The 11,954-nt window shown below is 73.0% G+C and carries 13 protein-coding genes; 5 read left to right on the plus strand and 8 right to left on the minus strand.

Translation table 11 applies throughout. The annotated features are described in order from the left end of the window. Window positions 1-27 precede the first annotated feature (27 nt). The 5 genes from D9C15_RS18125 to D9C15_RS18145 all read left to right on the plus strand — a co-directional run bounded on the left by D9C15_RS18125 (window position 28) and on the right by D9C15_RS18145 (window position 3,534). Complete coding sequence (locus D9C15_RS18125) at window positions 28-1,494, plus strand: protein adenylyltransferase SelO (RefSeq protein WP_127999827.1); 1,467 nt, start codon at window positions 28-30, stop codon at window positions 1,492-1,494. A gap of 8 nt (window positions 1,495-1,502) precedes the next feature. Continuing rightward, window positions 1,503-2,294, plus strand: coding sequence for an ADP-ribosylglycohydrolase family protein (locus D9C15_RS18130; protein ID WP_127999829.1), 792 nt, complete (start codon window positions 1,503-1,505; stop codon window positions 2,292-2,294). Window positions 2,295-2,332: 38 nt separating this feature from the next. Continuing rightward, window positions 2,333-2,641 (plus strand): ATPase with chaperone activity, encoded by a 309-nt coding sequence (locus D9C15_RS18135; protein WP_127999831.1) that lies wholly within the window; start codon window positions 2,333-2,335, stop codon window positions 2,639-2,641. Window positions 2,642-2,956: 315 nt separating this feature from the next. After that, complete coding sequence (infA, locus tag D9C15_RS18140) at window positions 2,957-3,217, plus strand: translation initiation factor IF-1 (RefSeq protein ID WP_127999833.1); 261 nt, start codon at window positions 2,957-2,959, stop codon at window positions 3,215-3,217. A gap of 107 nt (window positions 3,218-3,324) precedes the next feature. After that, the gene (locus D9C15_RS18145; protein ID WP_127999835.1) at window positions 3,325-3,534 is read left to right on the plus strand and encodes a cold-shock protein; all 210 of its coding nucleotides are present in this window, start codon (window positions 3,325-3,327) and stop codon (window positions 3,532-3,534) included. Window positions 3,535-3,600: 66 nt separating this feature from the next. Here the strand turns inward: D9C15_RS18145 and D9C15_RS18150 are convergent, their stop codons facing one another. From D9C15_RS18150 to D9C15_RS18185, 8 genes are all read right to left on the minus strand, one after another. Beyond that, window positions 3,601-4,395, minus strand: coding sequence for a YihY family inner membrane protein (locus D9C15_RS18150; protein ID WP_127999837.1), 795 nt, complete (start codon window positions 4,393-4,395; stop codon window positions 3,601-3,603). A gap of 60 nt (window positions 4,396-4,455) precedes the next feature. Continuing rightward, on the minus strand, window positions 4,456-6,513 hold the full coding sequence (locus tag D9C15_RS18155; protein WP_310734486.1) for a TonB-dependent receptor: 2,058 nt from the start codon (window positions 6,511-6,513) through the stop codon (window positions 4,456-4,458). A 142-nt stretch (window positions 6,514-6,655) separates the two neighbouring features. After that, complete coding sequence (locus D9C15_RS18160; protein WP_127999841.1) at window positions 6,656-7,489, minus strand: HoxN/HupN/NixA family nickel/cobalt transporter; 834 nt, start codon at window positions 7,487-7,489, stop codon at window positions 6,656-6,658. Between the two features lie 175 nt (window positions 7,490-7,664). Next, entirely contained in the window at window positions 7,665-8,159 is a 495-nt protein-coding gene (nikR, locus tag D9C15_RS18165; RefSeq protein WP_127999843.1) for a nickel-responsive transcriptional regulator NikR, read from the minus strand. 63 nt (window positions 8,160-8,222) lie between these two features. After that, on the minus strand, window positions 8,223-8,594 hold the full coding sequence (locus D9C15_RS18170; RefSeq protein WP_127999845.1) for a c-type cytochrome: 372 nt from the start codon (window positions 8,592-8,594) through the stop codon (window positions 8,223-8,225). A gap of 1 nt (window position 8,595) precedes the next feature. Then, window positions 8,596-9,174 carry a ferritin-like domain-containing protein gene (locus tag D9C15_RS18175; RefSeq protein ID WP_127999847.1) on the minus strand — a complete coding sequence of 193 codons (579 nt, stop codon included), beginning with the start codon at window positions 9,172-9,174 and terminating at the stop codon, window positions 8,596-8,598. 101 nt (window positions 9,175-9,275) lie between these two features. Next, on the minus strand, window positions 9,276-9,923 hold the full coding sequence (locus D9C15_RS18180) for a LysE/ArgO family amino acid transporter (protein WP_127999849.1): 648 nt from the start codon (window positions 9,921-9,923) through the stop codon (window positions 9,276-9,278). Beyond that, a complete protein-coding gene (locus D9C15_RS18185; protein WP_127999851.1) occupies window positions 9,923-11,917 on the minus strand; it encodes a hypothetical protein in 1,995 nt (664 codons plus the stop codon). Before D9C15_RS18185 ends, D9C15_RS18180 begins: the two co-directional genes overlap by 1 nt. Window positions 11,918-11,954: the final 37 nt, after the last annotated feature.

An 11,954-nucleotide genomic window follows, 5' to 3' on the forward strand; every position in this document is an offset into this window, starting at 1 on the left:
GGATCGATTTGCCGGCACACTGCCGGCATGCCTCCGTTTGCCTTCGACAACAGCTACGCACGCGAGCTGCCCGGCGCCTACGTGCCGTGGAAACCGACCCCGGCGCCGGCGCCGCGCCTGCTGTACCTGAACGAGCCCCTGGCCGACGAACTGGGCCTGGACGCGGCCGCGCTGCGCGGCCCGGAGGGCGCCGCGCTGTTCGCCGGCAATGCCGTGCCCGAGGGCGCCGAGCCGATCGCGCAGGCCTATGCCGGGCACCAGTTCGGCGGCTTCTCGCCGCAGCTCGGCGACGGCCGCGCGCTGCTGCTCGGCGAGCTGATCGACCGGCACGGACAGCGCCGCGACATCGCCTTCAAGGGCTCGGGCCGCACGCCCTTCTCGCGCGGCGGCGACGGCAAGGCCGCCGTCGGGCCGATGCTGCGCGAGGTGCTGGTCGGCGAGGCCATGCACGCACTCGGCATCCCGACCACGCGCGCGCTCGCGGTGGCCGGCACCGGCGAGCCGGTCTACCGCGAGCGGCCGCTGCCCGGTGCGGTGCTGACCCGCGTGGCCGCGAGCCACCTGCGCGTGGGCACCTTCCAGTACTTCGCGTCGCGCGGCGACCTGGAGCGCCTGCGCCGCCTGGCCGACTACACGATCGCGCGCCACGACCCCGGGCTCGCGGGCACGCCGCAGCGCTACCTCGCGCTGCTGCGTGCGGTGGCGCGGCGCCAGGCGGTGCTGATCGCGCAGTGGCTGAACGTCGGCTTCATCCACGGCGTGATGAACACCGACAACATGACCCTCTCGGGCGAGACGATCGACTACGGCCCCTGCGCCTTCATCGAGGCCTACGACCCGGCCGCGGTGTTCAGCAGCATCGACCATGGCGGCCGCTATGCCTACGGCAACCAGCCCGGCATCGCGCGCTGGAACCTGGCGCGCCTGGCCGAGACGCTGCTGCCGCTGCTGGCCGACTCGGAGGACGAGGCGGCGATGCAGCACGCCGTGGCACAGGCCACCGAGGTGATCGACGCCTTCCCCGGCTGGTTCGAGGCGGCGCTGCTGGACGGCCAGCGCCGCAAGCTCGGCCTGGCCGGCGCCGACGCGGCCGACGCCGCGCTGGCGCAGGACTGGCTCGCGCTGCTGCACACGCAGGCGGTCGACTTCACGCTCGGCTGGCGCCGCCTGGCCGACGCCGCCGACGGCAACGACGCGCCGCTGCGCGCGCTGTTCGCCGAGCCCGCCGCGCTCGAGCCCTGGCTTGCCCGCTGGCGCGCCCGCGGCCCGCACGACGCGACAGCGATGCGGCGCGCCAGCCCGTGGATCATCCCGCGCAACCACCGCGTCGAGGAAGCGCTGGCCGCGGCGACGAACGACGACGACCTGGCGCCCTTCGAGCAACTGCTCGACGCGTTGCGCCGCCCCTGGGACGAGGAGGCGGCGCTGGCGCGTTACGCCGAGCCGGCCCCGGCTGCCGTCACCGCGGGCTACCAGACCTTCTGCGGAACCTGAATCAGGCCATGCTCGGCGCCATCGCAGGCGACGTGCTCGGCTCGGTCTACGAGCGGGCCAACGTGAAGACCAAGGCCTTCGCGCTGTTCGCGCCGGGCAGCCGCTGCACCGACGACAGCGTGCTCACCATCGCGCTGGCCGAGGCGCTGCTGAGCGGGGCCGACCTGGCGGCCACGCTGCGCGCGCACCACCGCCGCTACCCGCAGGCCGGTTTTGGCCCGACCTTCCTCGCCTGGGTGAACGCCCCGCCCGGCAGCCCGGCGCCGCGCAGCGCGAGCAACGGTGCGGCGATGCGCATCGCCCCGGTCGGCTGGGCCTTCGAGCGGCTCGACGACGTGCTGCGCGCCGCGCACGACTGCACCGTGCTGACCCACGACCACCCCGACGCCGTGGCCGGCGCGCAGGCCACCGCCAGCGCGGTGTTCCTGGCCCGGCACGGTGCGACGAAGGCCGCGATCGCGGCGCATGTCGAGGCGGCCTTCGGCTACGACCTGTCGGTGCCGCTGGACCGGGTGCGCCCGGACTACGCCTTCGACCTGTCCTGCGCCGGCTCGGTGCCGCACGCGATCCGCGCCTTCCTCGAATCGACCGACGTCGAGGATGCGCTGCGCAACGCGATCTCGATCGGCGGCGACTCGGACACCCTGGCCTGCATCGCCGGCGCCGTGGCCGAGGCGTTCTACGGCGGCGTGCCGGCGCACCTGGCCGGACCGGCATGGCAGGCGCTGGACGACGCGCAGCGCGAGGTGACGGCGCGCTTCTGCCGCACGCACCGCGTGCCGACGGCGCTGCCGCGCTGAGAGGCTCCGGGGCAGCGGCGCGGCTATCCTGCCGCGCCATGCCGGACGACAACCAGATCCTCATCCCGCCCTCGTTCATCGCCCTGTTCGTGCCGCCCGGCCGGCTGCGGCCGACCGAGCCGCGCGCGCACATCGCCGAGCGCTACGAGCTGTGCGAGGACTTCGCGCAGATGCTGGTGGAAACGGCCACCACGAAGCGCTTCGAACTCGGCGCGCACGAGGACGATGTGCTCGAGCGCATCGGCCGCGGGCTGCAGGCGCCGGGTTCGCTGCTGTCCGAGGCGGAGGCCGGGTGGGTGCTGACGCGGCTGCGCGAGCTGCTCGGCTGGAACGCGGGGCGATGTTAGAATGCCGCATTGGCGCTCGCCGGCCCTGTCGAAGCTTGTCGAAGGCAGTCCCAGCGGCGCCGAGATCCGATGTTGATCTCCATCCCCTGCCAGACACCCTGATCGCCCCGGCGGTCCGCTCGATCTGGCTGCCCCTGGCCCGCGGCGAACGACCCTGCCGGCCAGCCGCCGGACAGAGTTCATCCAACGTTGCGCGCCCTGGCTGCGCGCCCCTCCACCCGAACGGCCCACGGCGTGATCGCCGACGTTGCTGCTGCCCGGCGCAGCGAGCAGGCCGGTCGTTGCCCCCCAACCACGCCGAAGGAATCAAACCGCATGGCCAAGGAAGAACTGATCGAGATGAACGGCGTCGTCAACGAGATCCTGCCGGACTCACGCTTCCGCGTGACGCTGGAGAACGGGCACAAGCTGATCGCCTACACCGGCGGCAAGATGCGCAAGCACCACATCCGCATCCTCGCCGGCGACAACGTGTCGCTGGAGATGTCGCCCTACGACCTGAGCAAGGGCCGCATCACGTTCCGCCACCTCGAGCGCCGCGGCCCCGCACCGACCACCCGCACGCCGCGCCGTTGAACAGCGCAGCGTCCAACCCATTCATCGGCCTCCACGTCAGGAGGCTGCTGAACCGCACCGGCGACAGCTGGGGCATATTTTCAACGCATCCAGCAAGGATAGACAACATGACGATCGAAACCGGTACCGTGAAGTGGTTCAACGAAGGCAAGGGCTTCGGCTTCATCGCCCCCGACAACGGCGGCAAGGACCTGTTCGCCCACTTCAAGGAAATCCAGGGCACGGGCTTCAAGACCCTGGCCGAGAACCAGCGCGTGGAGTTCGAGGTGACCCAGGGCCTGAAGGGCCCGCAGGCCTCGCGCATCCGCGCGATCTGACGCGGTCCGAGACGACCCTGAAGGCCCGGCGCGCAGGCGCCGGGCCTTTTTCTTTGTGCCGGCGTGTCAGCCCTGGCGCGGCAGGTTGGCGGTGATCAGCGCCGCCCCGAGCGTGACCAGCCAGGAGAAGTAGGCCCACAGCAGGAACAGCGGGATCACCGCGAAGGCGCCGTACACGGCCCGGTAGGTCGGCAGCCTGAGCAGGTAGGCCGCGAAGCCGCGCTTGCCGAGCTCGAGCGCCGCGCTGGCCAGCAGCGCCCCGAGCAGCGCGTCGCGCCAGCGCACGCGGGTGTTCGGCACGTAGCGAAACAGCGCCGACAGCCCGGCGAAGGTGATCAGCGCCGGCCCCAGGTCCAGCACGAAACGCGCCGACGGCGGCAGCGGCCCGAGCCAGCCCATCGAGACGCCGAGCAGGTAGGAGCTGGCCCACAGCATCACGCCCAGCAGCGGCGGCGCCGCCAGCAGCACCAGCAGGTACAGGCCGACGCGCCGCAGCCACGGGCGCGGGCGCCGCACGGCCCAGATCTGGTTGAGCGCGTTCTCGATCGTCAGCAGCATCGCGAGCGCGGTGCCGAGCAGGAACAGCGAGCCCAGCCAGGTGAGTTCGGCCGCGTTGGCGGCGAAGCGGTGCAGGTGGACCAGCACGGTGCGTGCGATGTCGGGTGGGAGCAGGCTGCCGAGCAGGTGCTTCTCCAGTGCCGCGGCGAAGCGCTCGAAGGCCGGGAAGCGCGTGAACAGCGCGAACCCCACCGCCACCAGCGGCACCGCCGCCAGCAGCGTGGTGAAGGTGAGGCTGCCGGCCACCTGTGGCAGCCGCTCCTGCCGGGCACGGCGCACGGTCAGGCGGATCAGGGTGAACATGCGCGGCGGTCGGGGCGGGACCAGGGACGGGGCCGATTGTGACTGCGCGCCGCGGACGCCCTAGAAGCCGAGTTGCAGCATCAGCCGGATCGTGCGCGGCTCGGCCGGGTGCACGTGCTTGTCGGCCACCGGCGCCGCCTCGCCCGGCAACTGCGACTCGTAGAAGTACTCGATGTCGTTGACCCGGCGGTCGAAGAGGTTGAAGACATCGAGCGTCAGCTCGGCCTTGGGCGTGAGCCGGCGGCCGAGGCGCAGGTTGGTCGTGAGCGAGGAGGACGAACGCACGCTGTTGTCCTCGATCAGCGCACCCGAGCCCAGGTAGCGCCACTGGATGCAGGCCGACCAGGGGCCGAGCTCACGCGCCGTGACCGCGACCGAGGCCACCCTGTCCACCGCGTTCGGGATGCGGTTGCCGGCCGGGCTCGCATCCGCGAAGCGGGCGCGCGTCCACGCCAGGTCGGCGTCCACCAGCAGCCACGGCCGCGGCACGTAGCGGTTGTTCCACTCGACGCCTCGGCGCGTGCTGGGGCGGTTCGCCTCGGTCGCGCCGGCATCGCCGACGTAGACGAGCTCGGAGTCGACGTCGAGCTTCCACAGCGCGAGCGAGCTCTGCAGGCCGGTGAACCACTCGGTGCGCATCCCCAGCTCCATGCCGCGTGCCGCCACCAGGCCCGCGACCTTGTCGACCGGGTCGCCGGTCTTCGGGTCCACCGTCGCCGTCGTGCCGCGTGCATCGTTGCTGTGGAAGCCGCGGCCGGCGTTGACGAACCACTCGGTCTTGTCCCAGGGCCCGAGGATCAGCGACAGCTTGGGCGACAGCAGGTGGTCGGAGGACGCGCCGGAGTTCGCGCTGTCGGCGAGGCTGTTCACCTTGAAGCGCGCCTGGTCGGCACGCAGCCCGACGATGCCGCGCAGCCACGGCGCCAGTTCGACCGCGGTCTGGCCGTAGACGCCCAGCAGCGTCTGCCGCACCTTGTCGTCGCGTGTCGTGCCGATGGTCTGGCGTGCCTGGGTGTCGAACAGGCCGACGCGGATGCGGTCGTGCCGCAGCTGCAGGCCGACCTCGCTGCGTGCCGGCAGGCCGCCGAGGGTGTGGTCGACCGCGTGGCTGGCACCGAGGCCGAACACGGTGCGCTCGTCCTGCTGCGAGAACTGGTCGCCGGTGGCCGGGCGCTCCAGCGCATAGGTGAAGTTGGAGAACAGCCTGAGCCGGTAGTCGATCGCGTAGGCCGCCACCTTGGTGGCGCCGGTGTCGGTGCGGCGGTGCCATTCGCCGGACAGGCTGCTGCGCCGCGTGTTGCCCCCGTCGGTCGGGTCCAGCGACCCGAAGCGATCGAAGCCGGCCTCGATGGCGCGTTGGGGGATCTGGTCGGTCGAGGTCCACGTCGCGTCGTAGGCCATCAGGCTGGTGCTCCAGCCCTCCGCGCGCGAACCGTCGCTGAGCGTGAGCACCGCGTTGGCCTTGCGCAGCTGCTCGGGAACGGTCCAGGGCCCGTCGTTGTGCAGCAGCTCGACGGCGCCCAGCAGCTTCAGCCCCTGGCCGAGCTCGCTCGATCCTGCGCCGACCAGGCGCTGGTACTTCCGCTGCCCGAGCGTGAGCGCGGCGAGCGGCTCGTCCAGCGTGGTGCGGTAGAGGATGTCGGCCGAGCCCGCGGCCGAGAAGTCGCCCGTCTGCGCGAAGTACGGGCCCTTGCGGTACTCGATGCGGTCGACCAGTTCGGGAATCAGGAAGTTCAGGTCCGAGTAGCCCTGGCCGTGGCCGTGCGTGGGCAGGTTGACCGGCAGGCCGTTGACGAAGGTCGCGAAGTCGGTGCCGTGGTCGAGGTTGAAGCCGCGCAGGAAGTACTGATTGGCCTTGCCGTCGCCCGAGTGCTGCGTGACGATGACCCCCGGCACGAACTCCAGCACCTCGCCGGGCCGCAGCGCCGGTCGGCTCTTCAACAGCTCGGCGCGGATCGTGCCCTGCGACGCGGCATCGGTGCTGCCGACCGCGTTGTCGTAGTGGCGCCCGGCAACCTCGACGCGATCGAGCTGCTGGATGGCCGCGACGGTGGTCGGCGGCGCGGCGCCCGGGCCGGTGCCGGGCGCCTGCCCCGAGGCGGCATGGCCGGCGAGCAACAGGACCGCCGCGAGGGCGATCGGACGGTATCGGCACCGGACGTGAATCGGCGTGGATCGCATGCGGCCTCCCAGCGGCGGATCGGTGTGAAGGTGGCGTGGATCCGCTTACGCGGCCGCCGCGGTCTCGGATGCGGCCCGATCAGGACTGCGCGGCCGCGGCCGCCCGCGCCAACCCGGCGCGGCACGCCACGAGGTAGCTCGACCCGATCAGCGCGACCACCGACAGGCCGATGGCCAGTTCACGGCCGTCGAGCAGGCCGTCGATCCACGCCGAGGCCATGCGGCCGATGCCGATCGCGGCGACCAGCAGGCTCACGCAGGCCACGGCCAGTGTCATCGTCCGCGAGGCCACCACGGCCAGGCGGTCGGTGCGGCTGATCAGGCGCGAGATCCACCAGCCGTTGGCGCCGTCGCTCACCAGCATGCCGAGCACGAAGAGCAGGCCGAGCGCCAGCGCGTGGGCGGCACCACCGAACTGCACGGCCATCACGGCGAACAGGGCCGACTGGCTGAGCGTGTCGAAGGAGAGCGCGAACAGCGAGCCGATGCCCATCACGGCCAGCGGGCCGGTGGACTTCTCCGCGCGCCCCAGCAGGCGCTCGACCAGCCGACCGCGCACGCCGACGAGCGGCACGGCTGCGTGCGGCGGCGCCCGCAGCACGGCGTGCAGGTTGACCGCGCCGAGGAGCAGCAGGAAGCCGATCGAGATGCCGCCGCCGAGCGCTTCGAACCAGGCCGGCGGCACCCCTCTGGCGCCGAGCGCGCCGGCCAGCAGCGCGATCGACAGCACCACCACGCCATGGCCGAGCGAGAACAGGGCCCCGCAGTAACGCGTGTGCCACTGCCCGCGACGGCCGCCGAGCCGGGTGAGCCCGTCGATCGCCGCCAGGTGATCGGCGTCCAGACCATGGCGCAGGCCCAGGAGGAACACCAGGGCACACAAGGCACCCCAGTCGGCAGGCAGGTCGTGCATGGTCGGGCGCGGCAGCGTGTATGAATGGATCTGAAAGTTTCATACAAGAAGCATGCCGGCCGCTGCGCTGGCTCAAGCAGCCGGGAGATCGCATGCGGTGCCGGGTCAACCCCTGCAAGGGCCGCTGCCGGCCGGGTGGCCGAATGGCAAGCGCACTGGCCGCAGTGCGCCGGCGTCAGGCGCGCGGCGGCCGCCTGCCGGCGCGCCCGGCGGGCTCGGCCGGACGGGCCGTCGCCGGCGCGAGGTGTGCATGTCCGTGGGCGTGCCGCACGGCCATGGGCACCAGGTGCAGGTTGCCGTGGCTCACGCCCGGCTGGGCGATGACCGACTCGGCGAAGGCACGCACCTGGGCCGTCCTGCCGCGCAGGATCACGGTCTCGATGCAGTGGTCGTGGTCGAGGTGGGCGTGGGTGGTCGACACCGTCAGCTCGTGGTGATCGTGCTGCAGGTCGGTCAGCCGCAGGGCCAGCTGGCGCTGGTGGTGGTTGTAGACGTAGCTCAGCGTCGCCACGCAGGGCTCGTCGGGCCGGTCGCGCAGCCTGACGTTGCCCAGGTCCTGCCGCAGCAGGTCGCGGAATGCCTCGGACCGGTTCTCGTAGCCGCGTGCCCGGACCAGCGCCTCGAACGCGTCGGCCAGTTCGTCGTCGAGAGACATCGTCAAGCGCTTCATCGGCACGGACCCCGGGGTCGGGTGGGTGGACCCGACACGATTGTCGCCCGGCCCGCGGCCTGCTCAGCGGCCCGGCGACAGCGACACCAGGTAAGCCACGATGTCCGCCCGGGCCTGCGCATCGCCGAGCCGGTAGCCCATGCGCTGCCCCGGCACCAGGGCCTCCGGGTCGGCGAGCCAGCGCTCGAGCAGCGCGGCATCCCAGGTGATGCCGCTGCGGCGCAGCGCGTCGCTGTAGTCGAAGCCGGCGACGCTGCCCGCCGGGCGGCCGAGGAGGCCGGCGTGCCGCGGGCCGATGCGGTCGGCGTCCACCGAGTGGCAGCCGGCGCAGCGGGCCTCGTAGGCCTGCTGGCCGCGCTGCGCGTCGGCGCCGGCCCGGGCGGTGTCGGCGAGCAAGGCCGCCACCAGCGCGGCCGCCGGCAGCACGGCGCGCATGTCAGGCCCCGAAGCTCAACGCGCCGGCCGGCAGCATCTTGCCCAACGCCTGCGACAGCGCGGTCCAGTGCATCGTCTCGTCGGCGGCCAGCCGCGCGGCAACCTGGCCGAGCTTGTTGTCCTTGAACGAGGGGATCACGCCGAGGTAGGCGTTGGTCGCACCGAGCTCGAGCTTCGCGGCGAGCATCAGCACGTCGGCCTGGCTCTTCAGCGTGGCCGCGTTCAAGGCCTTGGCGTACTCGTCGAGCGGCTTCTCGGCCACCGGCTGGCCGCCCAGCGTGCGGATGGTGGCGATCAGCGCGTCGCGGTGTGCCTTGTGGTGCGACTGGAAGGCCACGGCCACCTCGAGCACCGGCTTCTGCAGCAGGCCGCTGCCGGCGCCGAGCTGGTAGGCGTTGATGGCCTCGTGCTCCAGGCCCAGCGCCACGTTGAGGATGCCGACATCGGCCTCCGTCGACATCGAGGCCTGCGCGTGGGCAGCGCGTGTGCCCGCCAGCAGGCCGACGGCTGCCGCCGAGAGCGTGAGCCGGCTGGAACGGGTGAGGAAGCCGCGGCGCGCGGCGAGGTCGGGGGTGAACATGCGGGACTCCTGCGGGTCGGGTGGATGACAGGCAGCACTACGCCGATCCCCGCGGATCGGATGCAGCAGACCCGGGCGTGCCAGGCATCCCGACACCCTCGTCACCCGCCGGTGGCCGTCACCATGGCGGACTGGAACTCGACCGCCCAGCCGAGCGACATGGCCGCCATCACGGCCGCACTCGCGAGCGAGATCACGCGCCAGGCCGCCGGCCGCGCGAGCCAGGCCGACGCGAGCCGCGCGCCATAGGCCAGGCCGCAGAACCACAGCCCCGAGCCGGCCAGCGCGCCGGCGCCGAAGGCCGGGCGCAGCTCGGCCGGCAATGCCGCCCCGGTGGCGCCGACGAGCAGCAGCGTGTCGATCCAGACCGCCGGGTTGCCGAAGGTCACCGCCGCGGTCTCGGCCAGCGAGCGGCGCAGCGCCGGCCCGCGGGCCGGGCCCGGCGCGTCCGTCAACGCCGGCGGCCGGCGCGCATCGCCGAAGGCCCGCCACGCGAAACCCGCCAGCACCAGCGCGGCGATGCCGGCGAGCGAGGGCGCGAGCGCGTCGATGCGCCCCAGCGCATCGGCCGCGCCGGCCAGCGCGCCGCCGACCAGCAGCGCGTCGCCCGCGATGCACAGCGCGACGGTGGCGCCCACATGGCGCCGCGCGAGCCCGGTGCGCAGCACGTGCAGGTTCTGCGGGCCCAGCGCGGCGATGGTCGCGAGCGAGAGCGCCAGGCCCTGCAGGAAGGTGGCGGCGGCCTCCATCAGCGCAGCGGCGTGAAGCTGTACTCGATGAGGGTCGGCAGCTGCGCGCCGCTGTTGTAGGCGCCGCTGAAGCCGCTCGTGCCGCCGCCGGCGATCGGCACGTCGTCGGCCATCAGGTAGACGCCGCCGGCGCTCGTCGTCATCGGCAGCGTGCTGCCGTCGGCGCAGACGCCGGTGGCCTGCACCGCCTGGCCCGCGGCGTTCGCGAAGCCGTCGAACAGGCCGGCCACGGTGTCGAACTTCAGCGAGTGGTTGCTGGCGCCGGTCGGGATGGTCAGCGTCGCCTGCCACTGCGTGCGGCAGTTGTTGAGGTCGCCATCGAAGGCGACGCTCAGCGTGCCGCCCTTGACGCGGTAGTAGCGGTAGCGGCGTGTCGGGTCGTCGTCGGGCTCGAGCTCCCAGACGAGGTTGGCGATCTTCGTCGTCGTCGAGCCGACGCCGTAGGCGATGGTGGTGCTCGTCATCTGCCACTCGCGCGGCAGCGCGGACGGGTCCTGCACCTTGGGCGCGACGTCGAGCACCGTGAAGCCGCCCTCGGGCAGCGAGAGCGCGAAGCGCAGCGCCAGCGTCTCGCCCGGCTGCGTGTCGGTGCCCAGCGGCAGCTCGAACTCGAAGCGCAGGCGGTCCTCGCCGTCCGCGACCGCGCTGCCGGCCAGCGGCAGCTGCACGAGCGTGCTGCCGTCGCGCGAGACGCGCAGCGCCACACCGTCGAGCCGATCCGGCGTCAGGCCGTCGACCTGCAGCGCCAGACGCAGCCGGTCGGGCTGGCCGTCGCCGGGGCGCGAGAGGGCATCGACCGCGCCGCCATCGGCGAGCAGCTCGCCGCCGGTCAGGTCTCGCACGCCGAGCAGGTCGCGCAGGCGGATGTCGCGCTGGTTCGAGACGAGCCGCGTGCCGTCTTCCTGCGCGAGCGAATCACCCAGGCGCGCCATCGCCTCCTGCACCGAGAGGCCGCGGCCGAGCAGCTCGTACAGTGCATCGCCCACGCCCTGCGCGAACTCGGCATACACGACGTTCGAGAAGCCGAGCGTCACGCCGCTGCTGCCGCCCAGCGAGGCCATCAGCGTCGGGTCGCCGCCGAGGCAGGCGTCGATGAAGACGAGCCTCCGGTCCAGCCCCTGCGGGTAGACGGCGCGGAAGAAGTCCGGCGTCACCGCGAGGTGCCGGTGCCCCTTGCGCGTGACGAACAGCTCGACGCCGGGGTGGCCGGCGGCCGCGATGTCGTCGGCCGGCTGCACCGTGACGCCGACGTCGATGCCGATGCGGCAGGGGTCGATGCGCTGGCCGGTGGCGCGGTCGCGGCACAGCTCGGCACCGTGCGTGGACAGGTGCACGACGTCGTAGTCGGCGAAGCTCGCGTAGTCGTCGATCCAGACGGTGCGCTCGTCCTCGCTGCTGTTCTGGCGCAGCGTGATGTCGTAGCCGTCGATCGCCGCCAGGCGCGCGACGACATGGTCGACCGCGAAGGTCTCGTGCTGCCAGCGGAACGGCGACAGCACCAGCGCCTTGCGCTGCGTCGCGCCGGCGCGGATCACGCCCTGGGCCTGCTTGCGCGGCGCGGCGAGGGGCGCGGCAGCGCCGGCCGGGGCGAGCGGCCGGCCTTCGTCGGCCAGCACCCAGACGCCGCGGCCGCCGGGCAGGCGGAAACGGATCGAGCGTTCGTCGTGCTGGACCTCGGCCAGCGTGGCCTGGGTCTTCAGCCAGGCGACGGCGGCATCGGTGTCGCCGCCGGCGTCGAGGCGGGCCGCGACGTCGCCGCCGAGGCGGTTGCTCTCGGCGACGATGGCGGCGTCGACCTGCGACCAGTCGCAGGGATAGGCGAGGCGCTCGCACTCGAGCGCGGAGCTCGGCGCCGGCTGGGCGGGCGCAGGGGTCCCGTTGCCGCCACCGCCGCAGGCGGACAGCACGAGCAGCGCGGCCAGCGCGGCAGCGCGCGCCGCCTGGCGGGCGGCCGCAGCGGCGAGGCGCTGCAGGGCAAGGTGAAGTGTCGTCACGACGTCTCTCCAGGGGTTCGGGGCCACGGCGCGCGGT

The organism is Piscinibacter defluvii, assembly GCF_004011805.1.
In the GTDB taxonomy this organism is placed as follows: domain Bacteria; phylum Pseudomonadota; class Gammaproteobacteria; order Burkholderiales; family Burkholderiaceae_C; genus Piscinibacter; species Piscinibacter defluvii.

Bases quoted from the DNA above. Each gene is read 5' to 3' on its own strand.
- D9C15_RS18135 (WP_127999831.1), top strand. From the start codon at position 2,333: ATGCCGGACGACAACCAGATCCTCATCCCGCCCTCGTTCATCGCCCTG.
- D9C15_RS18150 (WP_127999837.1), bottom strand. From the start codon at position 4,395: ATGTTCACCCTGATCCGCCTGACCGTGCGCCGTGCCCGGCAGGAGCGG.
- infA (WP_127999833.1), top strand. From the start codon at position 2,957: ATGGCCAAGGAAGAACTGATCGAGATGAACGGCGTCGTCAACGAGATC.
- D9C15_RS18175 (WP_127999847.1), bottom strand. From the start codon at position 9,174: ATGTTCACCCCCGACCTCGCCGCGCGCCGCGGCTTCCTCACCCGTTCC.
- D9C15_RS18125 (WP_127999827.1), top strand. From the start codon at position 28: ATGCCTCCGTTTGCCTTCGACAACAGCTACGCACGCGAGCTGCCCGGC.
- D9C15_RS18160 (WP_127999841.1), bottom strand. From the start codon at position 7,489: ATGCACGACCTGCCTGCCGACTGGGGTGCCTTGTGTGCCCTGGTGTTC.
- nikR (WP_127999843.1), bottom strand. From the start codon at position 8,159: ATGAAGCGCTTGACGATGTCTCTCGACGACGAACTGGCCGACGCGTTC.
- D9C15_RS18180 (WP_127999849.1), bottom strand. From the start codon at position 9,923: ATGGAGGCCGCCGCCACCTTCCTGCAGGGCCTGGCGCTCTCGCTCGCG.
- D9C15_RS18145 (WP_127999835.1), top strand. From the start codon at position 3,325: ATGACGATCGAAACCGGTACCGTGAAGTGGTTCAACGAAGGCAAGGGC.
- D9C15_RS18130 (WP_127999829.1), top strand. From the start codon at position 1,503: ATGCTCGGCGCCATCGCAGGCGACGTGCTCGGCTCGGTCTACGAGCGG.
- D9C15_RS18170 (WP_127999845.1), bottom strand. From the start codon at position 8,594: ATGCGCGCCGTGCTGCCGGCGGCCGCGCTGGTGGCGGCCTTGCTCGCC.